General features: G+C 46.3%; 13 protein-coding genes and 1 other RNA gene. 2 read left to right on the top strand and 12 right to left on the bottom strand.

Translation table 11 applies throughout. The annotated features are described in order from the left end of the window. A complete protein-coding gene (locus K339_RS0120510; RefSeq protein ID WP_028525277.1) occupies window positions 1–1,491 on the top strand; it encodes a bifunctional ADP-dependent NAD(P)H-hydrate dehydratase/NAD(P)H-hydrate epimerase in 1,491 nt (496 codons plus the stop codon). 41 nt (window positions 1,492–1,532) lie between these two features. On the opposite strand, the gene K339_RS0120515 is transcribed toward K339_RS0120510, so the two are convergent. The 12 genes from K339_RS0120515 to rbfA form a co-directional block, all read right to left on the bottom strand. Then, entirely contained in the window at window positions 1,533–7,568 is a 6,036-nt protein-coding gene (locus tag K339_RS0120515; RefSeq protein ID WP_211243821.1) for a beta strand repeat-containing protein, read from the bottom strand. 112 nt (window positions 7,569–7,680) lie between these two features. Continuing rightward, a complete protein-coding gene (locus K339_RS0120520; RefSeq protein ID WP_211243822.1) occupies window positions 7,681–12,165 on the bottom strand; it encodes a collagen-binding domain-containing protein in 4,485 nt (1,494 codons plus the stop codon). Between the two features lie 428 nt (window positions 12,166–12,593). Beyond that, complete coding sequence (gene trmD, locus K339_RS0120525; protein ID WP_028525280.1) at window positions 12,594–13,268, bottom strand: tRNA (guanosine(37)-N1)-methyltransferase TrmD; 675 nt, start codon at window positions 13,266–13,268, stop codon at window positions 12,594–12,596. Window positions 13,269–13,299: 31 nt separating this feature from the next. Next, entirely contained in the window at window positions 13,300–13,872 is a 573-nt protein-coding gene (gene rimM, locus K339_RS0120530) for a ribosome maturation factor RimM (protein ID WP_028525281.1), read from the bottom strand. A gap of 69 nt (window positions 13,873–13,941) precedes the next feature. Continuing rightward, window positions 13,942–14,460: a 30S ribosomal protein S16 gene (locus tag K339_RS0120535; RefSeq protein WP_028525282.1), complete on the bottom strand. Its 519-nt coding sequence runs from the start codon at window positions 14,458–14,460 to the stop codon at window positions 13,942–13,944. 144 nt (window positions 14,461–14,604) lie between these two features. Next, window positions 14,605–16,173 (bottom strand): OmpA family protein, encoded by a 1,569-nt coding sequence (locus K339_RS0120540; protein ID WP_028525283.1) that lies wholly within the window; start codon window positions 16,171–16,173, stop codon window positions 14,605–14,607. A gap of 52 nt (window positions 16,174–16,225) precedes the next feature. Next, window positions 16,226–16,633: RNase P RNA component class A (gene rnpB, locus K339_RS36160), an RNA gene on the bottom strand. Between the two features lie 95 nt (window positions 16,634–16,728). After that, a complete protein-coding gene (locus K339_RS0120545; protein ID WP_157607687.1) occupies window positions 16,729–18,162 on the bottom strand; it encodes a DUF4403 family protein in 1,434 nt (477 codons plus the stop codon). A gap of 39 nt (window positions 18,163–18,201) precedes the next feature. Further along, window positions 18,202–18,684 (bottom strand): glycoside hydrolase family 20 zincin-like fold domain-containing protein, encoded by a 483-nt coding sequence (locus K339_RS0120550; RefSeq protein WP_028525285.1) that lies wholly within the window; start codon window positions 18,682–18,684, stop codon window positions 18,202–18,204. A gap of 16 nt (window positions 18,685–18,700) precedes the next feature. Beyond that, a complete protein-coding gene (locus K339_RS0120555; protein ID WP_028525286.1) occupies window positions 18,701–19,036 on the bottom strand; it encodes a tRNA-binding protein in 336 nt (111 codons plus the stop codon). Between the two features lie 12 nt (window positions 19,037–19,048). Then, entirely contained in the window at window positions 19,049–20,122 is a 1,074-nt protein-coding gene (pheA, locus tag K339_RS0120560; RefSeq protein ID WP_028525287.1) for a prephenate dehydratase, read from the bottom strand. 69 nt (window positions 20,123–20,191) lie between these two features. Continuing rightward, on the bottom strand, window positions 20,192–20,575 hold the full coding sequence (rbfA, locus tag K339_RS0120565) for a 30S ribosome-binding factor RbfA (RefSeq protein ID WP_028525288.1): 384 nt from the start codon (window positions 20,573–20,575) through the stop codon (window positions 20,192–20,194). A 120-nt stretch (window positions 20,576–20,695) separates the two neighbouring features. On the opposite strand from rbfA, the gene K339_RS36145 reads away from it, so the two are divergent. Beyond that, window positions 20,696–24,463 (top strand): Ig-like domain-containing protein, encoded by a 3,768-nt coding sequence (locus K339_RS36145; protein ID WP_051398143.1) that lies wholly within the window; start codon window positions 20,696–20,698, stop codon window positions 24,461–24,463. The last annotated feature ends 8 nt before the right edge of the window (window positions 24,464–24,471 follow it).

Here is a 24,471-nt window from a genome sequence, read left to right on the forward strand (position 1 = left end):
ATGAAACTATTTACTGTTCCCCAAATTCGGGCATGGGATGCTTACACCATTGCTCACGAGCCTATTTCTTCGCTCCAGCTAATGGAACGCGCTTCTACTGCTTTTGTCAAGTGGTTTTGCGAACGATTTGACGACCGTTGCACTATTAACGTCGTATGTGGAATGGGCAACAATGGCGGCGATGGCCTCGTTGTCGGACGGTTATTGCTCCAAAAATGCTACAAGGTCCACGTCTTTGTGGTAAAGCACAGTTTGGAAGGGTCGGCTGATTTTGAAGCGAATTTAGCACGACTTCACCCAATGACAACCGTTCATTGGATCACAGAAAGCACGGATATTCCCAATTTTTCCCAACAGTCGTTGGTGATTGATGCCCTTTTAGGCTCAGGGTTGTCGCGTCCTACACAAGGACTTTTGTCCGAAGTTATTCAAAAAATCAATGCTTCCTCGGCCACCATCATCGCAGTGGACATTGCCAGTGGGCTTTTTGCAGATACTCCCAACGCTCCATCGGACATCATTATCAAACCCGACTATACAGTTTCGTTTCAGTGCCCCAAACTAGCTTTTGTGCAGCCACAGTCGGCCGAATACGTAGGAGAATGGCAGGTGGTGGACATTGGGCTGAGTGCTACGTATGCCGAAGCCACCGCTACCCCTTATTTTTTCAGCACGGCCTCCTTCATTAATGATTTTAAGATTTCAAACCGACGAAAGAAATACGCCCACAAAGGCTCTTTCGGGCACGCGCTGCTCATTGGTGGAAGTTACGGAAAGATAGGCGCCATTGTGCTGTCTTCCAAAGCCTGCTTACGCTCAGGAGTAGGTTTATTGACCGTTCAAACGCCGCGTTGTGGTTACGATATTTTACAAACGAGCTTACCCGAAGCAATGGCCTTGCCCGATTGGCATTGGATGGTGAACACCACCGTACCTAACATAGAGGATTATAGCGCCGTAGGAATCGGGCCTGGGCTAGGCAAAGACCCGCTCACCCTTCAACTCCTCCGCGAACTTTTGTCGAAACTCACCCAACCTACCGTTTTTGACGCCGATGCGCTCAATTTGCTCAGTGAGAACCGCGAATTGCTCACATTACTCCCTCCGAATTCTATTTTAACCCCTCACCCTAAAGAATTTCAACGCCTGTTGGGGCATCCTTGGCAAGATGATTTTGACAAACTCTCTTTGTTACAAACATTTGCCCAACAACACCAAGTGATTGTCTGCCTCAAAGGTGCGCATACCGTGGTGGCATTGCCCAACGGCACCCTCTATTTTAATTCGACGGGCAACCCAGGTATGGCGACGGGAGGTAGCGGCGACGTGCTTACGGGTATCATCACGGGGTTATTGGCCCAAGGTATTCCTCCGCACCAAGCAGCTATTTTTGGGGTTTATCAGCACGGAGCAGCAGGCGACCGAGCCGCCCAAAAATGCACCCAACCTGGCCTTATTGCCTCCGATATTATAAACGAAATGGGCTGGTAGTTACCCCCAGCCCATTCGCTACACTCTATTTTTCTACCCTTTTACTTTCTCTTAATTGTCACCGTGTAAGGAATACATTTTGGTGGAGGACAACTACAATCTGGGGCTTTCACCGTCAATTGTGCCTTACAACTATCAGTTGACGTCGCCGTCACCACTGCGTCTTTGTTGATAGGCACTCCTGACACTGTGAATGTGCCGTTTTGATTGTTGGTTACCTGTCCTGCATCCGCCGTAACAGTTCCGTTCGATGTCACCGTAAAGCTATATGTCTGGCGATCTGTGCTGCACTTAGGCTGCTCACTTACAACTACCGTCGGGTTAGGATAGTAAGTCAATGTAAGTGGAATACGCAAGCTAATACAGTTTGAACCGTCATTTTTACGAGCTTCTACCCAATACGTGCCAGCGGCAGTAGGTTTAAACTCTAACGTACCATCGGCCAATTTGGTACCACCTGTTTCACTGCTATACCAGTCAGCAGTTTCGCCAGTTCCTACTACAACCGTCAATTTTGTAGCGCTATCACCTTCACAGAACGACTGGCTAGAGCCAATTGGAGGATTCACGGTAGGACAGTTACAGTCAGGAGCTGCGATTTCTAGTGTTGTTTTACAATTGCTGTTGGTAGCGGTTGCCGTTACCAATACACTTTGCCCTGCTGGAATACCCGAAATGGTGAACAAACCACCGCCGTTGTCAACTACCGCGTAAGGAGGAGTTGTAGTGATAATTCCGTTAGAAATTACCTTCACCGAGTACGTTCCGAGGTTCAATGCGCAACTACGTTCTGAAACTTCGAGGAGTGGCTTGGTCGTATCAGCACTTACAGTAGCAATACCTGTTCCTTTACAGCCGTTTGTTCTGTTAGTTACTTCAACAGAATAAGTACCTGCTACACTTACGATAAAGTTCGCTACATTACCTGGATTAGCCACCCCTTGTGGCACTTGCCAAGTGTAGGTAGGCGTAGTCCCTCCGTTGGTAACCGTTGCTGTTAATGTTCCTGTAGGCGTTGCACATGTCAAGTTGAGCGGGTTAAGTGCTACTGTCACGCGGTTGGTATCGTTCAACACAATCTCACTTGCATTTCCAACGCATCCATTAAGGGTATTGATTACCTGTACTGTGTAAAGACCCGCTACCGACGCCGTCGCCGTTGGGTTGTTACCAGGGTTGGTAGCACCCGCTGGCACGCCCCAGATGTACGTTGGAGCTGTTCCTGCATTTACGACCGTAGCAGTCAATGCTTGCGAAGGTGCGCTACACGTCAATGTAATTGGGTTCAAAGTTACCGATACTTTTGTTGTATCAAGTACAACTGTTGTGCTCGCCGAAGCGCTACATCCGTTGGCACTATTGGTCACACTCACCGAATACACACCTCCTTGGCTCACTACTAAGCTATCAACATTGCCTGGGTTAGTTACGCCGCTTGGTACACTCCAAACGTAAGTTGGGTCTGTTCCTTCGTTGTCGGCAGTCACTTTCAACGTTTTGGTTGGGCTTGCACAAGTTAGTGTCACGTTATTCAGAGCCACGGTTACTTTGGTAGTGTCTGCTGTTACCCCTGTGATGGCTGTCCCTTTACAACCGTTGATGGCATTCGTCACTTCCACCGAGTAGAATCCAGTTTTAGAAACAACAAAGTTGTTTACGTTACCTGGGTTAGTTACACCACTTGGCACCGTCCACGAATACGTAGGATTAGCACCTGCATTGGTAGCAGTAGCGGTCAAGGTTTGACTCAAATTTGTACACGTCAACTTAATTGTATTGAGTGAAACAATGACTTTGGCCGTGTCAGCAAGAACAGAAGTTAATGCCGTTGCTTTACAACCGTTTGTGTTATTTGTTACTTCAACAGAATATGTTCCCGCATTGATAACATTAAAACTTGCAACATTTCCTGGATTTGTAGCACCACTTGGTACTGTCCACGAATACGTTGGATTTGCCCCTGCATTGGTAGCAGTAGCCGTCAATGCTTTGCTTGGTTGAGCACATGTCAATGTCACTGAATTAAGTGATACTTTTACCGAGGCTGTATCCGCAGCTACGGTTGTTGTGGCCGATGCCTTACAACCGTTGGCTGCACTTGTAACTTCTACGGTATATGTACCTGCGTTTGTTACGGCAAAACTTGCCACATTGCCTGGGTTGGTTACGCCGCTTGGCACTGTCCATGCGTAAGTTGGATTTGCCCCTGCGTTGGTTACAGTTGCCGTCAATGTCTGACTAGGCGCTGCGCACGTCAAAGTAAGTGGGTTCAACGCGACGGTTGGTTTTAAAGTATCTTGCGTCACGAGTGTGCTTCCATTGACCGAACAGCCGTTGACAGGATTTGTAACCAAAACAGAATAAGCCCCTGCTTTCGTTACGGCAAAGCTCGCTACATTACCTGGACTCGCTACGCTGCTTGGCACTGTCCAAGTATAAGTTGGATTTGCGCCCGCATTGGTCGTAGTAGCAGTCAACGTCTGGCTTGGCGATGCACAAGTCAATTTAATCGTGTTCAAATCTACCGTTGGTTTTGTAATGTCTTCGGTTACAATCGCGGTATCAGAAGCCGTACAACCGTTGATGGTATTTTTTACCGTTACGATATAAGAACCAATGGTATCTACCACAACGCTAGAGGTGGTTAATCCATTCACCGACGGATGTCCACTCCACACGTATGTCACTCCGCTAGACGCCACCGCCGTCAGGGTCAGTTCTGTTTTGATACAAGTGAGCACCCCACCTGCCACCGAAACCGTTGGATTCGTTTTGTTTTCATCTACCACTACCGCATCCGTGGCCACACATCCGTTAGGGCCTGTTACTGTTAAGGTATAAGTACCTGGCAATGTAACTGTTGGGGTTGGGCTTGAAGCATTTGGCGAGAAGGTAGCACCAGCAGGTCCTGTCCAGCTATAAGTAACACCTGGCGTTGTGCTGCTGCCGTCCAATTTTACCGAAGTGATTTCGCAGGTCAACGTTTTGTTTTGACCAGCGTCCACGTTTGGAAGGGTTTTGTTTTCACTCACTACTGCCGTATCTGATGCCGTACAGCCGTTGTCTGGATTTAAGACCGTTACGGTATAAACACCTACTTGTTGAACGGTAATAGAAGCATTCGTCGATGTAAAGTTGCTAGGCCCAGTCCACGCGTAAGTTACCCCTGGAGGCGCGGCTTCGGCTAAGATTGTCACTGACGATTTAACGCAGGTGATTTCTCCCCCATTTGCCACCACAATCGGACGGTTTACATCTTGTGTCACAACCGCTGTGTCACTCGCTGTACATCCACTCCCGATGTGAGTAACAGTTACCTGATAAACTCCTGAGGCAGAAACCGTCACATCTTTCGTAGTTTGGCCATTTACACCTAAACCTGTCCAAGCATAGGTTACATTTGACGAAGCATTTGCCGAGAGTGTTAGGTTTAAGGTCGAACACGTCAATTCTCCTCCATTCACCTGTACGGTTGGTACCGTTTTATCTTGGGTTACTGTGGTTGATACGTTTCTAGTACATCCGTTGGCACTGTTGGTAACTACCACCGAATAAGTACCTGCCACTGTCACGGCAAAGCTTGCTACGTTGCCAGGGTTGGTTACACCCGCAGGCACAGTCCATACATACGAAGCTGTTCCGCCGTTCAGGCCGCTTACTGTTGCTGTCAAGGTTTGGCTTGGTGCTACGCACGTCAATTTGATGGTATTCAAACTAACGGTAGGTTGAGTTTTATCTTGGGTTACGGTTGTTGAGGCTGATCTCGTACAACCATTTTTTGAATTTGTTACAACCACCGAATAAGTACCAATTACTGTCACGGCAAAACTTGCTACGTTGCCAGGGTTGGTCACACCCGCAGGTACTGTCCAAGCGTACGAGGCAGTTCCGCCACCCAAATTGCCCGCAGTAGCGGTCAAAGTCTGACTTGGCGATGCGCAGGTGAGTTTAAGGGTATTCAAAGAAACAGTTGGCAGTGCTTTGTCCTCGGTGACTGTGGTTGAAGCTGTTCTTGTACAACCATTTTTAGAATTTGTCACTACGACAGAATACGTACCTGCTACTGTCACGGCAAAACTTGCTACGTTGCCAGGGTTGGTTACGCCCGCAGGAACTGTCCAAACATACGATGCCGTTCCGCCATTTAGGCCGCCTACCGTTGCAGTCAATGTTTGACTGGCAGACGCACAAGTAAGCACCACTGTATTCAAACTTACCGTTGGTGGCGTTTTATCCTCAGTGACTGTCGTAGTCGCCGTTCTTGTACAACCGTTTTTAGCATTTGTGACCGTCACTGAATACGTACCTGGGATTGTCACGTTAAAACTAGCTACATTGCCTGGGTTAGTCACTCCCGATGGTACAGTCCAAGCATAAGAAGCGGTTCCGCCGTTCAGGCCACCCACGGTTGCAGTCAAGGTTTGGCTGGTCGTTACACAAGTTAAAGTAACTGTGTTCAGTGAAACCGTTGGCTGGGTTTTATCTTCTGTTACTGTCGTAGAGGTAGAAGCAGTACATCCATTTCTTGAGTTGGTAACAGTTACGGAGTAGTTTCCAGCAGTGGTTACGGTAAAACTAGCTACATTGCCTGGATTAGTAACTCCTGAAGGCACTGTCCAAGCGTAAGAGGCTGTTCCACCGCCTAAGTTCCCCGCAGTGGCCGTTAGTGTACCACTTGTTTTTGTACAAGTCAACTCTAAGCTATTGAGACTTACGGTAGGCGTAGAAACGATACTTGTAACAATAGCGGTATCAGTAGCAGTACAAGTTACGCCCGACTTCGTTGCCGAATACGTAACAGTGTAAGTACCTGCCGCCGACACCGACGGGTTGGCCGAAGTACTTGTAAAAGAGTTAGGCCCCGTCCAAGCATAGGCAGAGGTTACACCGCTCGTTGGGCTACCCACTGCCGTAATTTGTACGGTGGACGGAACACACTTCAACAAGCCACCAGTGGCCGAAACGGTTGGTCTCAACACATCTACTTGGTATTTTACCCAAGGCTGGCAGGCAGCTGTTGCCCCTTTCAAACAAGCATACACGTAATATGTTTTTACTTGTCCATTTACAGCAGGAAAATTAGACGAAGACAACGACGCCGAACCTGAATTGATAGCACCACTGCCTAAAACCGTTTTACCGTTTCCTGTAGCCGTGTATGGATTCGTTACTTCCGAATCAAAACGAACCCACTCAATAGTCACAGGGCTACGCGCTGTTGTACTGGCCGAAAATGCCACACTCGTGCCTGGGCAAATGGTTCTTGCCGCCGATGGATTGGGATTCGTAACGGTAGGGCACGTCACTTGTAAACAAGCAAGATCGACCTTAATATAGTCCCCGTTGGCCGTTCCTTCTACTTGTACGTAAGAAGTATTGGCAGGGGCTGTTCCACTCAAAAAGTACTGCTGCGTCAGAGGAGTTGCGCCAACGTCCACGTCTTTATCAACCTGTACTTCGGTGCTACTTAAAAGTGTATTCGCTGAATTGAAAAATTTAAGTTTGATACGGTGATCTAAGTCTGGGCGGTGCGTACCTGCCCAAATAGACAATGAAACCGTACTTCCTGGCGTAATATTAACATTTTGGTAAAAACGGGCACTCGTGCTAGTCGCTTCCAAAAATGCGTTATTGTTTCCACAGACTTGGTAACCTGTACCACTGTAAAAATTTCCACCGCTAGAACTCCAGCCCGATACGCCTCCTTCAAAACTTGGATTGGAAAGTACGTTATTGGGGCAATTACAGCTTACCGTACATGTTAATTGTGCGTTAAGGCTGGAAGTCGGTGAAGTGCCTGTTCTGGTGTAATTTACTCCCGCATACGTAAATTCAATACGGACAGGCGTACCATTGGCAATCGACGCCACATTATAACTTCCTAATGAATTGGTAGTTGCGGTACCAAGTAAGGCACCAGTAGAACTATTGACAACCCGTACAGGGATGCTCGTCAATCCCTCACCATCATTATAGGCATTATTACCGCTTTTATCGCAGTAAATACGACCACCAACATCGGTGGCTAGGGCTGCATGAGCAACGACCAGCATCAACACTCCTACCCACCAAGACACGGTCTTGGAACTTAACAGGGTGGAGAACAGCTGCCTAGGTTTGACTCGAAATTTGCTTGTAAACGAAGTCATGGGGCGTAAAATTTAGATGTATTATAGAGCAGTAGATTTATTACTTTTTGATGGGCACACCGCCTTTTTTGGTTTGTTTAATCGTGAATGGCACACACAAATCAGCTGGGCAGCAGTTGTTGCTGGCTTCAACAATGATGGGACAACACCCATCGGCTGGACAAGCATTTGACGAGGCCGTGAATGTATAAGTACCTGGTTCTGTGATAAGAATCGCATTTCCAGTAGCCACGGGCGTTTGTCCACCATCTTTAAACCATTGTACATTTTGGTATTTTTCAGGAATAGATGCTTGAATCGCATCACCTAGACACACTTCTAATGGCACCGTAAAACACTCACTGTCGATATCATCTTCTTCTGTGTTGCCATTGCAGGGTGTTGAATCTTGATCTTTTTCAGTCATGGTACATATCTCAGCGGTATTAAACCACACGCCTTGTGCTACGACTTTGACAACCAATAACAGCACCGCTGTATCTCCTGGCGCGATTGAGCCGATTGTCCATGTTTTACTGTTAAAGTCATAATTTCCAGTAGCAGAGGCATAAGTAACGTACTCAACGCCCGCGTTTAGGCTATCTTTGACCGAAACATTGGTAGCTGTTGACTGACCTTCGTTCCATACTTTTATGGTGTAAGTAAGGTTATCACCTATTTTGGCAACTTTTTTATTAATGGATTTATCAAGCGCAAGGTCGTATGCCCCTTCGCATGGCTTGAATGAAGGTTGAGGAGCGGGCAATGCGGACGTACATCCGTTGGCATCTCGTACAAAGATGATATTCCCCCCAGTGGTTTTCAATTGAATACTTGTCACTTGACCACCACCTGCCACGCCCGTGAGAGTCTGAGTTACTCCTACTGGAATCGGGCCATTTCCGATGCTTGCTATACCAGTAGCCACTGTAACATTATAAGTACCTTGACTCGGAATCTTGAGCGTAACCGTGTAAGTCGTATCTCCCGTACAAGCAGGAATCGAATCCAGCTCAAACTTGGGCAACGGCAGGATTGTATATATTTTTTCGGCAAACGGCAGGCAATTTGGTACATTCGTTGGCGGCGTACTCAAAATGGCATAGACATAGTATTTGATTGGCGCTGTACCGTTATTGGCGGGCAATTGTAGGCCAGAAAGGCCATTTGGCGCACTTACCAGCGAGCCTTGTGGTTTTACTTCTTGAATAAGTGTTCCGCCCGAATACATGCTTGTACCCGTTTGTTGAGAAGCAAAGTAAACAAAACGGACTACTTTAGAGGTATCTGAAACCTGAACTGTTATACCCTCACCATAATAACCCGAGCAAAGCGTATCGGTGGCATCAACCGCCGTAATGGTTGGACAGTTGCCCACGCATGGGGTAGGATTTACCACGACCGATGTGTCTTTGTAACAACCTTCGTTGCTAAATACCCGCACATAATAAGTAGTTGAGGCGGTTGTATTGGCAATATTTTGGGCAATAGTCGTAGGCAAGCTGCTAATTTCAGTACCTTCCGACGCCGCCGTTGGTAGTGCTCCTGCTCCTGTGGTGTTAAAAGCAAAGAACTGACCTACTGTAGCCGACGTAAGTGCCACCCTACCATTATTCAAGGCTGTACCACCTTGGCAAGTAGGATTTTGTGCTTGCACCGTAAACGTAGGCTTAGGACTAATGGCCAACGTCACTGGAATACGCACTCCGTTTACTTCATTGTTACAACCTGAGGCTGTGCTTTTGGCTTGCATATAATAAGTACCTACCGCCGTAACACTGAATGTGAGCGTATTAGAAGCTAAAAGCGTTCCTCCAGTGGCTGCACTGTACCAATCTACCGTGGTGTTTGCACCTACCAATGCGGTAAAAGTCGGGGTAGGAATAGCCACTCCTTCACAAATTCCCACGTTTGCCGCCAATGCCGTCGGAGTAGTTGGAATACAAGCACAGTTAGGGGCAATGATGGTCGTATCTTTTGTACAACCATTCAAAGTTGAAGTCAAGACCAGGTTCTGCCCTGCGGTCACGTTTGAAATGGTATAAGTCCCTGTTCCTGTGATGGTAGTTCCCGACGGTGAGCTTACCGTCACATTCCCCGTAGAAGTAATGGTAATTGAGTATATTGAATTACCTGCGGCACAATTGGCGATAACGCCACTGAAAGTAGGATAAGGTTTCATTGTTACCCCAACCTGTACTCCTGTGCTTTTACAGGTAGATGCCGTTGTGCTAACACAAGCAACGTAATAATTGCGGGCCTGTGTCAAAGGAGGCGTTGTAAAGCTAACACCACTGCCAACTTCCGTCGTTAATGCCGACGAATCGTACCATTTTGGCACGGTACCCGTCGCACAATTGGAGGCTGTTAAAGTGGCTGTTGTTCCCACACAAATCGCTACGCTGGACGCAACAGGGGCTGCTATCGGTGGGCAGTTAGCGCTACAAATGGGTTTAGTTACCGTGAGACGCGTCCGACATCCGTTTAGGGTTGCCGTGATGGTATATTGGGTTGTATCACTTCCAACTGTGACAGTGAAGGTCGTGCCACTTCCGCTGACAAAGCCTGCGTTTGACGTAACGACCGCCCCATTGTCAACGGTTACAGTAGTAGTATATTTTAAGGTATCGGATGAACAAACCGACGATACCAAAGTAAGTTTGGGCGCAGGAAGCACCGTGACGGTGATGGTATCTTTACCTGTACATTGGGTTTGCAAAGATGTGACAGTGACGTAATAATCGGTTGTCACCAAGGGCTGTACCGTAATGCGCGCGGTGGTTGCCCCCGTATTCCAAGCGTAGGAGAAATTTGTACTATCGGTATATCCAAAAGTCAATTGAGTCCCTGGACAAATTGGATTCAGCTGAATTTCGGGCACAACAACCGTCGTTTTTTGAACTCGAATTGTATCCGTACAACCACTATTGTTGGTCAATACAAACCGATAGAAACCTCTTTTATCCAAACTTGCGATATTACCCTGTGCGTCAATGGTCGCCACGTCGGTATTTGAACTATTATTGGGGTCGTTGAAAGACAAAAACGACCATGTTTCACCCGTACCTGCCGCAACTACCTTGGCCGTAGTTTCACAAACAGTGATGTCTTGTCCCGCATTTGGTTTGGGCGAAACCGCCACTTGAATCGTATCTCTAAATACACAGCCCGTTGATGAAGATGTAACTGCCACACGGTAATCGGTGGTTTGGGTAGGGCTTACCGTAATCGTGGGGGTGGTTGCGCCCGTGCTCCATAAGTAGCTGACATTCGACAACCCTTGGTAGCCAAATGTTAAGTTTTCGCCTGGGCAAATCGACTTATCGGTAATGGTTGGCAACAAAAAGCTAGATTTGGTCACAACGATTGTATCGCTACAATTGGCGTCTGATTGTCTTCTAAGAACAAATCTATATTGCCCCGAAACCGTCAAACCAGTAGCCAAGCCCGTGGCAGAAATGGTGGCGGCAGTGTTATTATTTGAAGAAAGAAACGCCCACACTTCGTCCGAAGCAGGCGTTTTCAACTGAATTGACGTCACACAAATGGTTGTATCTCTTCCTGCGTTGGGCTTTACACAAGCCACAACACCGCAGTCAACATTTCCCTCAAATGGATAATGGTGCATTTCGCCCCCCGAATGCACAAAAGATTGCCCCACCAATTGTCCCTGAATATTCGATTGGTTGGCCGTTTTCACCACAGCGGCATTAGGCGCTAGGATACTACCTTCAATGGTTGCGTTTCCTTCGATATTGAGCGTTGTTGCACTAGGGAAGTTCCAGATAATATACTTCATCGCCCCGCCTACATTCTGGTTTTTCACATTCCAAGTAAAAGAAGCCCCCGTTGATACATTAATAACAAGGGGTTCGCTTGCTGTAGGAGTAAAGCGTAAATTCAGTTCATTGATGGCGTTCAAATCCGCCCCTGATACATTCCAAATACGGGGCTTGCCCGCAATGGGGCTTGCAGGCAAATCTAAGTATAGGTTTTGTCCCGAAATACTCGTCAAAACATCCCCATTGGCGTTCTCCGTTACGACATTCGTCCCTTGGCATTGCGCAAGCGACGAGGAATTGGCCTTTAGCGTAGTAAATGCGGAGGTAAAATTGATAGAAGTGGTTTCGCAAACGGGGTTGTTGGTGCTACTCACTTGGTTAGGTTGGGCATATCCAGCCCAGCCGTCTGCTTGCGTATTAATTTGAATCCAACTACTTGGCGAAGCATAACCTTCCGTATTTTTGGTGATACGTATTGGCGAGAAAGCGTCGTTATTATCTTTATACCAAACCGTTAAACCAGTGCAATTTCCTATTTTAACGTACCCTTGGGTATTCATTTGCAACTGCCCTGAAGTCAGCGTCACTCCGCCACCTACCACAAGCCCAATCGGGATATTACCCACCTTCAAGTCACCCACATTGACCGTCGTTATTTGGTAATTACCTCCCACGGTCAAATTCCCTCCAATTGCTACAGGGCCTTCACTCTCGTTATTGGTCAATGTAGCATTGCCTTGGGTAAAAACATTAAACTTCCCCACACTGGAAAGTGGATTTTGCGCAATCGCGAAAAAAGGAAGTGAACTTATAAGTACGGACAACATCCATCCAATACTCAAATTTCTTGAAGACTGGCGAATAACAAGACACGCATGAATGCGAAGCCTTGAATAGGGCTTGTAAAGAAACAACATAATAGAGTAGAGTAAGTACTGTTAAAATAAAGCACTTCCGATGAAGCTATATAACAGCAACCAAAAGAAAATTTTTCTAAAAAAATGGTTTTCTTTCAGGTGGCATTATACCACTTTAACGTCCTTATTTTTAGGACAAAAACTATACCAAAAAGAGGAAGGCAGCAACAACACCCTCAAATACAAGAAGTTATATATTATACTTTATTTTCACCAAAAGTATAAGTATCAAAATAGGATGTACAGGTACATTCCACAAATTTTGTGCCATTTATTTAAGGCAGGAGGTCGGGGCGCCGCGTTTGTGTGCGTTCCAACGATTGTTGAAAGCGCCAATCAGCGATTTTGGCTTCGTGCCCTGAAAGTAGAATGTCGGGAACTTTCCAGCCCTCAAAATCGGCAGGGCGCGTATAAACAGGTGGCGCCAATAAATTGTCTTGAAAAGAATCGGTAAGGGCAGAGGTTTCGTCGTTTAGAACCCCTGGAATAAGGCGAATAATTGAATCAGCAATGACGCAGGCAGCCAACTCACCACCAGAGAGCACATAATCACCAATGCTAATTTCTTTGGTAATAAAATGCGTTCTCACCCGCTCATCCACCCCTTTGTAGTGGCCACAAAGAATGATTAGATTTTCGGTGAGCGACAGTCGGTTTGATGTTTTTTGGTTGAGACGCTCGCCATCGGGTGTTACGTAAATCACCTCATCGTAGGTGCGTTCGCTCTGAAGTTGTCGAATACAGCGCGCAATAGGCTCTATGGTGAGTACCATTCCAGCACCACCTCCAAACGCATAATCATCCACTTGGCGTTGTTTGTTAAGGCTATAGTCGCGCAAGTCATGCACAACCACCTCCACATGCCCACCCTCTTGAGCGCGTTTTAAAATAGAGTGTTCAAAAAAACTATCTAACAAACGAGGCAAACAAGTGATGATGTCAATGCGCATAGGTATATTTCTTACAATTTTTTGTAGGCGACTAATCTTCTATTTCACTATCATCGTCATCAGCGACGGCATTCATTCCTTCGGTATAAACATCCACTAACCCCTCTGGAAGGTTCACATTCATCACTTTTTCTTGGCGATTTACGCCTTTGATAATGTCATCATTGACAGGAATGAGTACTTCTTGTCCCTGATACTCCATCGCAATCAAATCCTGCGTAGCCATGGTATAGACAGTCGTTATCAGCCCCAATGCACCCAAAGTAGCATCTACCACTCTAAAGCCAACAATCTCGTGGTAGTAAAACTTCGACCCGTCCAGTTCATCAAGGGTATCTTCTGGCAAGAATAGTGGACAATTAATGAGCGGAGTAGCCTGTTCGATAGAATGAATATCTTCAAACTTCACGATGGCTTTATTTCCCCGTTGAATGTTAATTTGTTGGATAAAGTAAGGAATTAACTGTCCTTTTATTTCGACAAAGACAGACTCCATCTGCTCGTAGTCGTCAGGAAAGTCAACGTCTAGGAAGATAACCACCTCCCCTTTCGTCCCATGGGTACGAGTGACGTGCCCTAGTTGAAAACAATCGTTGTGCTGCATGATGTCTAAAAAACAAAAAATGGTATGGGGCTAAACGAATAGACCCATACCATTTGTAAAAAGAGAAAATTATTCAGCTGCTCCTTCGGCTGGGGCTGCCTCTTCGGCTGCTGCCTCAACTTCTGCTACTGCCACTGCATTTTTCTTTGCAATAGCGGCCGCACGTGCTTCATTCACTTTGCGTTCTGCATCTAGTTTTGCCAATTTCTCATCTGCTTGTTTTTGAGTCAAGCCTTCAGATTTGGCATCATTACGTGAAGCTTTTTCTTGTTTCCAAGCTTCAAAACGAGCATCAGCAACTTCTTGAGTGATTGCCCCTTTTCTTACCCCTACTTGCAAGTGCTTACGCAACATTACACCTTCGTGGCTCAAAAGCGCGCGAGTTGTATCTGTAGGTTGAGCACCGTTTAAAAGCCATTTTACCGCTTTATCAACGTTCAAAACAACTTTTGCAGGGTTAGCAATTGGGTTGTATGTACCCAATTTTTCAATGAAACGACCATCACGTGGTGCTTTAGCATCTGCTACGACGATGTCGTACATTGCTCCTTTTTTGCGTCCGCGACGCGCTAAACGAATTCTTACCATTGTTTTTGTTCAGTTTACTATATGAAGGAACACGTCCTTCGTGTGTAACGTGGGCGCAAAAGTACGCGATTTTCCTTAAAAAACAAAATGGGCATTGCTTTTGAAACAATGCCCATCCGTTATTTTTATAAGAATCGTTACCGATTATTTCTTCTTTCTAGGCTCTTTGGCGACTTTACCAGGCTCTTGATCTTTCTTTTTACCCGTACGGAAACCTGCAGGATAAGAAGAACGAATTGAGTTCATTGGCAAAATACGAATCTCTACCCGACGGTTACGGCTCATTCCATCCACTGACTTATTATCAGACACTGGGCGCAACTCTCCGTAGTATTCTACCAATACGCGGCTTGGGTCTTGCATACCGTTACGAATCAAATAACGTTTAGCAGCTTCCACCCGACGCTTCGACAACTGGATGTTATAATTATCAGACGCACGGGCATCGGTATGGCCTACAATCACCGCGCGGCAGTTTGGACGCACGTTCAAGAGGTCAATTACTTGCTTCAAGATTTGCTGAGATGGGTCTTTGATGATGGCTTTGTCAGTATCAAACTCAATATTACCAAACATCGCCTCGCACTCTTCTTTAGGCAAATTTTTCGCAATGATGTCTTTCACGTATTTTTCCAAATCCATCGCAACCCCACCTCCAGACACGATGCTGTTGGCTGGTGTGTTGGGCTCTTTATCAAACAAGTCAGCTACGCCATCACCATCTGTATCGGTAAACAAACGTGGATCAACTGGCTTAGGCATATTTGCTTTAGCAATCGAGTCCGCATCGTTCATGGTAGGATTATACGGCGGCGCAATCAAATCCAATGGATTGGTATAACGCAAGTGGTAGCGGCCTTTGGCAGGGTCATGCACCCAATTTCCTTTGGCATCTTTTTTCGCCATCACAGCATTCTTGCCTATTTTATACGTTAGCGAGAGGCCAATGCTTCCCCACTTGTCTAATTTTGAGTCGCCTTTTCTAAACAACCAAATATCTTGACGAGGATATTGTTCTGAACCACCTCCACCGTAGGTTACGTCTAATTTCTCCGTATTTACGTGATTGAGGGTAAAGTCTAAACCAATATCGATTCGAGGAGATGCTTCAAAATGAATGGCCGAACCGATTGGGAAAACAATTTCACGGGTATAAGTAGAACCATCACGTTCCCACTCACCTGCTGTTTTAGAGCTTCGGTTGGTGTTGGTACGAATCAATTCAACTGATTTGCCAGTACCTAAGCGATACACCCGCGAGTTGAACCACATGTAGCCATAACCAGCATACACATCCCACTTCCAACGTTTCAGCTTATTGTATCCAAACAAAATCGGCTTGAGGTTTGCGTGGGCGTTGATGGTGGTTTGTAAAAAACCTTTACTTTCAAAATGGGCATTGTAGATACGCTCTTTTGAACCATTCAGGTTTCCAGTCCAAAAATTGACGCTAGCCCCAAAAATAGGCGTTACTTGCTTGTGGAGCGCAAGCCCAAGGCCACCCGTCAAATGTTCTTCGGGGCCGAGTTTAAAATCATACTGACGAAGATCCCCATAAAATTGGGTAAGAGCCGGGGTAATTGTAAGTGCCCATGTATTTAACTTGTTTGGACCTTCGTAGCCCGCGCTTTTAGGGCTAGGCGACTGCGCATTGGTCTTTGCTACAGCCAACGATAACAAAAATAGAGTGGACAGTAAATTAATTTTTTTCATGGGCAATGAGTGTTGTTTACTGCAAAATAGTATTACAAAACTTTTTTTTAATAGCGTAATCGGGCCTATAAGCCGGATTCTGTTTATCAATTTAACTTGACAATCTTATCATTTATCTGGCTTCAACGTTGCCGTTGAAATCTATCAACCTACCCATGCCGACACCTCCGAAGAGAATTAGAACGAGTAGCTCTAAAATCGACACTTATTTGGTCTTTCAGCCCGTAAGGTTTACCGTGCCCCGTCTGTCGCCAGCCGAGCGGTGGGCTTTTACTCCACCTTTTCACCTTTTCCATTTCTTGTTCAGAAACGGTAGTTTATTTTCTGTTGCACTTGCTGTCAAATAGCCGTCGCCAACTATCTGCCTTCCCGTTAGGAAGTACGGTACTCTGCGCTGTCCGGACTTTCCTTCCTGCCTTCCACATAAAGCGAGAGCAGAACGATAAGACGGCCTCGATAACGCTATCGGGTACAAAGCTATAAAGAGTTCGCCTCTTTAAAAATCAAATAAAAAGAAAAAAATCGTAAATACCATGAATAGGGGCGCTTTTTACCCTACAACAAGCCGTCTATTTTGACGTCAATCTGTCCTTTTGCCACAATTAATGCCACCAAAGAGGTCGGTGTTAGATAGACTTGATCGGGGTCAAGGCGGTCTAATCGCCCTCCAAATGCCACTCCTTTGGCCACTTTCCGATTGGTAAGCTGTTGGCGAATAGCTTTTTGCGCTTCGTCCACCTGATCACCTACCGAAAACACAAACTGCTGTTCTATCTGTTTGGCAAATTTTCCTTGTAAGAGCCAGTTGGCCGTTTTCAATAACACATTCTTGGTGTCTAAATCATAATCAACATTTTTCAACGATAACGTTCGTGACGCTGCGTCATAATGCGGAATCCCTTTTAAATAAATGACGCCATTGATACTTCCTTTCACGCCCGATTTGATAATCAGCTTATCGTTCTGACCATAAATGTCAACACTCGTCACCTCAATTTTGTATTTTCCTTCTTTAAAATCGAACCGTTTTCCTACAAATTGTGTAGCTGCCAGCTTCGACGCTTCTTCGTAAGGTACCACCCCAATCAAGCCAATCTGGAAGCCTTTGGGAATATCTTTCACAATCATCAAATTAGGAATTTCGGTCGCAGGTTTGATGGTGGGTTTTTCCCCCGTGAGGGTCTGGGTAAATCCCCTGATGCCGATACTTGTGCTAATTTTTCCTTTATCAATTTGGAACGGTGTCATTAAAATATCAGTCGGAGTAACAACCAGCCAAGTACGGTATTCTTCCGACAATTGACGCGGCTCTCGGATGAGGTTCCATGCCTGCACCACGTACGGTTTTACTTCGATGCTCTCTTGGATATTTTTATCAATGGCCTTGGAAAATGTCTCAAGGTTTTCGGAAATTTTACGGCTGATGATGCCCGTAATTGGGATTTCGATATTGGCTACTTTGATACTCGGCTTGGTCACCCAATCAAACCCCGCAGATACCGTCTGAGAACGCACTTTCCAGTCGGGGTCAACGCCAAAACGTGTCATAAATTTGAGATTGATTTGAAATTCGGTCGCTTGTGCACCCGTAATTCCTAAAACTTGGTACGATTTTTCTCCCCAAATTTTCAGCGGAACAGTATAGTACAACAGCGAATCGCGGGCTTCTGCTACGATGAGCGCCCGTTTCCACACTTTTATCTTAAATCCTTCTTGGCGGTCGTTGTCTTCATAAATCAAGCCTTGCACTTGTGTATTGAGGTGGCGCGTCAGTTCGGCAATCGACAATTCGATGGGAACGTGAACCGTCGATCTATGTTTTTCACTCTGAATATCCATGTTCGTGTGTTTATACGATTCAGTAGGTGCTTTGGGCTGCGTGGTAGTGGATGGCTGGCAACCCGTTAATACTAAAAAACAAACTACGGGTAAAAAAAGCAACGACTTTGAAAGGCGAAAACAAATAACAAATGGCTGTTTTTGTAGCATGGCGGTTAGGTGCAAAAGCACGCTTTATTTTGGGTTAAATTAAGGTTGGTCTTCGATATAGCAACAGGGTATTTTCCAGTCAACTCCTTGTACGCGCTGGGCGCCCATGATGGCCTGTGGCATGAGCTGTTTCAGGGCGTGGATACCCGCAGCAAATCCTTGCGGCTGCTCGGCGGTAATGACGATACGTTGGGGGGAAATATCCAGAAAATAGCCTTTATGGCCTAATTTTAAGTCTTTGCCTGGCACCAGATTGATGCCTTCTTTGACGCGAAAATTACCCGCAAACACGCGCGTATCATGACCCGACACCAACCCAATCGTTTGCGCAAACTCTTCTGCAAAGTGGCGCAAGTGAGGGTCGGTGCTAGTGACGGCAATCAGCAAAGTTTTGGGGAAAATAAAATGGCCGTTTTTAGGCACTAAATGCGCTGGTTTGGGAACAATCGGGTAGGTTGACTGCGCCAAGGCTGCCCCCCAACTCGCTACGCTTAACCACAGATACAAGCAAACTTTTTTCACCTTTTTCGTTCTTGAATTAGGCCAAACGGGCTCCATTGGGGACGGGGCGCTCGGGCTGAGACAGCACCACTTCGCCATCAGGCAGCACAAATCCCGTCACGAGTACTTCCGACATAAAATCGGCCACTTGTTTTGGGGGAAAGTTGGTCACACAAATCACTTGGCGACCTAGCAGTTCTTCTTTGGTATAGAGTTTCGTTACCTGCGCCGAACTGCGCTTTGTCCCGATTTCGGCCCCTAAATCAACCCAAATTTTGTAGGCTGGTTTCCGCGCTTTTTGAAAGTCTTCGACCTGCACAATTGTCCCTGCGCGAAGTTCCACTTTTTCAAACTCTTGCCACGAAATATCCATTATCACTGTTTTTTACGTGTTTTTAACGTAGCTACCAAGCAATTTGATATAACTGCGGTGTTTTTTAAACACTTTCTGTACATTCTCGTCTTTGAAATACCCCTCTAATTCAATAAAAAACCAAAAATTAAAATCCTCGCTTCCTTTGTAGGGACGGCTTTCGATTTTGGTTAAGTTGATATTAGCCCGTTTAAAATCTTGCAGAAAGCCTGCCAATACGCCAGGTTTCTCGGTATCAGGCAAACGTGCAATGAGCGTCGTTTTATCATTTTCACTCGGCTGATTGACAAAGTCTTTGGCCAAAATAAAAAAGCGAGTGCGGTTGTTGCTGTTGTCTTCGATGTTATCAAAAAGCACGGGTAAGCTAAACAAACGTGCCGCAATCACGGAGCAAATGGCCGCACTTTCGGGGTCTTCGGAAGCCAATTTAGCTGCTTTCGATGTCGATTCTACCTGAATTTCTTCAGGCTGAGTTTGTTCAAAATATTTATTTAAAAACCCACGACACTGACGAAAAGCAATGTCTTTTGAGTAAATACGCTTGATTTTAGACGGGTTTTCGCATTCTGTGGCAAGGGCAAAATGCACTGGAATTTTGAGCTCGGCAGCAATACTAATACTGGTTTCATTCAGCAAGTCAACCGTCTCATATACAATTCCTTCCTGGTTATTTTCGATGGGAATTACCCCAAACTTTGCCCGTCCCGTATCCACCGCCTCAAACACCGATTTAATCGTTGGAAGGGTCATGTACTCACTCATTCCGCCAAAACGGCTTTCGGCTGCTTGGTGGGTAAAACTTCCTTCAGGGCCCAAATACGCAATGCGTTCGGGGAGTTCGATATTTCTAGCAGTGGCAAAAATCTCCAAATAAATCGCCTCGATTGCCTCGGGCGTCAGCATCCCTTTGTTTTGTTTGTTAAGCCTATCCAAAATTGATTTTTCGCGTTCGGGGCGATAAATCACCGTCTTAGTAGCTCGTTTCAATTCCCCTACCTTATGCACCCACTGCATTCGTTGATTGAGGAGAATAAGTAATTGATCATCAATGGCATCAATTTCGCGACGGATGTCTTCTAAAGTCATTTTTTGGTTGGGTTAAAAAACAAAACAGCGGTTAGTGGTCAGTGAAGAGCGGCCAGCACAAATAGTATATTATTCGTTGTCAGGAGTTTCGCCATCGGCAGGCGGTGGAATGGTCAGTCCCGCAAAGAGTGAGTCCATTTTGGCGGCATACTCGGCGGTGTCATCCAGATAATAATGTAACTCAGGAACAATGCGGAGTTGATGCCGAATTTTAGTTCCTAACAACTGACGAATAGATTTGTGGCGTTCTTGGATTTGTTCGAGTAATAATCCTTTGTTTTTAGCAGCTAAAAAACTCAAATACACCCTTGCTACGCTCAAATCAGGCGACATACGCACGACGGTCACGGTAATAAAGGCATTGTCAAACCACGAACGGCCTTCTTTTTGAAATATATCGCTCAAATCTTTTTGGATTTGACGCGCCACTTTTTGTTGTCTTTTCGATTCCATACATATAAGTCGATGAAACGTACTGTTCATCTTTTTTGCAAAGGTACAAAATTCTAAAACGCGAAAGTGGTACGGTTTTTGTTCAAGAGCTAAAATAGCAAATCAGATCACTCAGCGACCATGCCTAAATTCTACACCTTTGGAATACTTTTTCTGATAATTGGCTCATTTTTTAATGCCTTTGCTCAAACATTTACCTCTTCCAATCTCCCCATTATTGTCATCACAACTGGTGGGCAAACGATTGCAGACAACCCCAAGGTAAATGTCAATATGGGCATTATTGACAACGGACCAGGTAATCGAAATTATTATCGAAACCCTGCCAATAATAACCAGCCCGACCCTTTCAATAACTACAACGGAACGGTAGGCATCGAACACCGTGGCTCATCTTCCCAATTTTTCCCAAAAAAACCCTACGGTTTTGAAACCCGTACCGAAACAGGCGACGACCTCAAGGTGTCTTTATTGGGGATGCCCAAAGAAAGCGACTGGATTCTAAATGCCAGCTACACCGACAAAACCCTGATGCGCGACGTACTGACGTACCATTTGTCAAACCAAATGGGCATGTATGCTACGCGTACCAAGTTTGTTGAGTTGGTGGTCGATGGCGATTATAAAGGCGTTTATATACTGATGGAAAAAATAAAACGAGATGCCAATCGGGTCAATATTGCCTCACTCAAACCCGCCGATAACTCAGGCGATGCCCTTACGGGAGGCTACATCCTGAAAGTGGATAAAAATACGGGCAGTGCCGACGCTTATTGGAAATCGCCTTATCCTGCCAATAACCTGATGGAAATCAACATCATGCTTGAATACCCCAAGAAAGATGATATTACCACCGAGCAATTTGAATACATCAAAAACCACTTTACCAATTTTGAGCATACCCTCAACGGCCCCAACTTCAAAGACCCAACCAATGGATATGCCAAGTACATTGACGTCAACACTTTTGTAGATTATTTTTTACTTACCGAACTCACCTACAACATTGATGCGTACCGCCTGAGTGTTTTTTTCTACAAAGACCGCGATAGCCGCGACTCTAAAATTAAAATGGGGCCAGCTTGGGATTATGACCACTCATACGGCAATGCTAATTATTGCAAAGGCTGGGAAACCAATCACTGGGCGTATGATTTTGTACGAGAGTTTTGTCCACAAGACGACAAGCAAACCCCTACTTGGTGGGCACGTTTGCTTCAAGACCGTGAGTTTTGTCTCAAAGTCCGTGAACGCTGGCAGCAACTTCGCCAAAACCAATGGACCAACAGCAATATCACAACTTTTGTGAACCAAAACGTAGCGCTCCTTGGCGAGTCTCAAGTACGCAATTTTCAACGATGGCCACTGTTGGGTGAATGGATTTGGCCTAATTACTACTGGGGAAATACCTACCAAGAAGAAATTGATTGGTTTAAAAACTGGACAGAACAACGCCTCAGCTGGCTGGACGCCAACATCTCACGTGTGGGTGCCTTGGCCAACGAACCCGCCGATTGTGCCTCGGTGACAAAACCAACCGTGGCTTCACCTGTCAATTATTGTATTGGGCAAACCGCTTCTGCACTTTCCGCAGGTGGTGTAAGCCTGAAATGGTACACTCAAGCAACGGGTGGTACTGGCAACACCTCCGCTCCTACTCCAGCGACGGGCAGCGCGGGCACAACGTCTTACTACGTTACCCAAACCATCAATAATTGTGAAAGTACACGGGCACAAATCGACGTAATAGTAGCCTCTCAAGCCACAGCACCTACGGCTACCACGTCCATTGAATACTGCCAAGGTCAAACAGCATCGGCCCTTACCGCCAATGGCTCAAACCTAAAATGGTACACGGCACCTTTTGGAGGAACAGGCGCAACTACCGCACCTACCCCCTCAACTTCCGCCGCTACCTTGACCAGTTATTTTGTTTCTCAAACCGTGAATGGCTGCGAAAGTAGTCGTACTCAAATCAACGTAAATGTCAAAAACCGACCAGATATTCCGCACACAGTAGCCAACCTTAATTACTGCCAAGGCCAGACGGCACTGCAACTTTCGGCGAGCGGAACGGCCTTGTTGTGGTACACTGTAGCCACAGGAGGTACTGGCTCCTCAGGTGCTCCGATTCCATCGACAACTACCGTTGGAACAACCTCTTATTTTGTCAGCCAAACCCTGAATGGTTGCGAGAGCAATCGCGCCGAAATCAAGGTCAATGTAGGCACCAAAACCACTGCTCCTAGCGCGTCTAACGTTGAGTATTGTCAAGGGCAAACGGCTTCGCCTCTCACAGCTACTGGAAATGATTTACTTTGGTACACTTCCTCGACGGGAGGTGAAAGCAGTACCACAGCCCCAACACCCTCCACTGCTAGTCCCAATATTTTGAGCTATTTTGTTTCACAAACCACTAGCGGATGCGAAAGCAACCGTACGCAAGTGATGGTGACTATTCGCAGCAAACCCAGTGTTCCCGAAATCACCAACAGCCCGAGTTATTGCCAAGGTGATGCTACCAGCCCACTCACGGCAGTAGGAAGCTCGTTGAAGTGGTACAGTGGGCCAGTAGGAGGTACAGGAAGCACCACTGCTCCTACGCCCTCAACAGCGAGCGCCAGCCTGTTGAGTTACTACGTATCACAAACCGTGAATGGTTGCGAAAGTAATCGTACGCAAGTGTTAGTGACCGTTCGAGTACGCCCAGGCCTCCCCGTCGTAAGTAATACCGTTTACAACTACTGCCAAGGAGACGCTACTACTCCCCTGACTGCCAGCGGGACATCACTCAAATGGTACGACAGCGCAACGGGAGGCACAGGCAGTAGCATTGCCCCCACTCCTCCTTCAGCAACGGCCAAAACGCTATCTTATTACGTGAGTCAGACTGCCAACAACTGCGAAAGCAGCCGTGCGCTCGTCTCTGTGGTTATCAAAACGAAACCTTCACCTCCTACCGTTAGTGGGGTTATTAACTATACACAAGGGCAAGCCCCCTCTGCCCTGAGTGCCACTGGTAGCTCCTTAAAATGGTACAGTTCATCAACTGGTGGAACGGGCGTTTTGACAGCCCCAACCCCTTCTACGACCTCCACGGGAAATACTTCTTATTATGTGAGCCAAACCGTAAACGACTGCGAAAGCGACCGCTCGTTGATTACGGTGCTGGTAAGCCCACCGTCTCAAGTGACGGCCTGTATCGAAACCAAAGTATTCTTAGAAGGTGCCATGAATGGAACCACCATGCACACCAAACTCAACCAACTTGGATTACTCCCAGGACAAACGCCTAAGGATGCGTTGGCAACCAAAACCGCTGCTGGTCAGCCCTACAAAAATGCGCCCTGGAATTATCCTGGTAACGAAGGTTCTGAAATCTATTCTCCTGATGTCGTTGACTGGGTATTGGTTTCGCTAAGGACATCGCCCGAAGAAGCAAGTTCGACCATCTTTAAAACCTCGGGGCTGCTTTTCAAAGACGGTACTGTACAAGCCACAGGAGCTTGCCCCGTCGTTAATTCTACCCAAACATTATTTGTGGCCATCGAACACCGCAACCACATCGGGGCAGTATCGCACGATGCTGTAGCCGTCGTAAACAATAAAATTAGCTATGACTTCACCAAACGCCAATCGTACGTTCCTGCGGGACTTCCAGCGTCGGGGCAGTTGCAAGTTGGCAGTGTTTTTTGTCTTTTTGCCGCCGATTCCTATAAAACGTCTTTTGCCGAAGTAAACGCCAACGATGCTTCAATTTGGCTCAACGAAAACGGAAAATTTGGGCTCTACAAACTCAGCGACTTCAACTTAGACGGTGAAATCAACGCCAACGACAACTCTATTTGGCGACGAAACAACGGCAAGTTTTCGGGGGTGAAGTTTTAACAATGTTC

Origin of the sequence: Runella limosa DSM 17973 (assembly GCF_000482465.1) — a bacterium.
Lineage (GTDB): Bacteria > Bacteroidota > Bacteroidia > Cytophagales > Spirosomataceae > Runella > Runella limosa.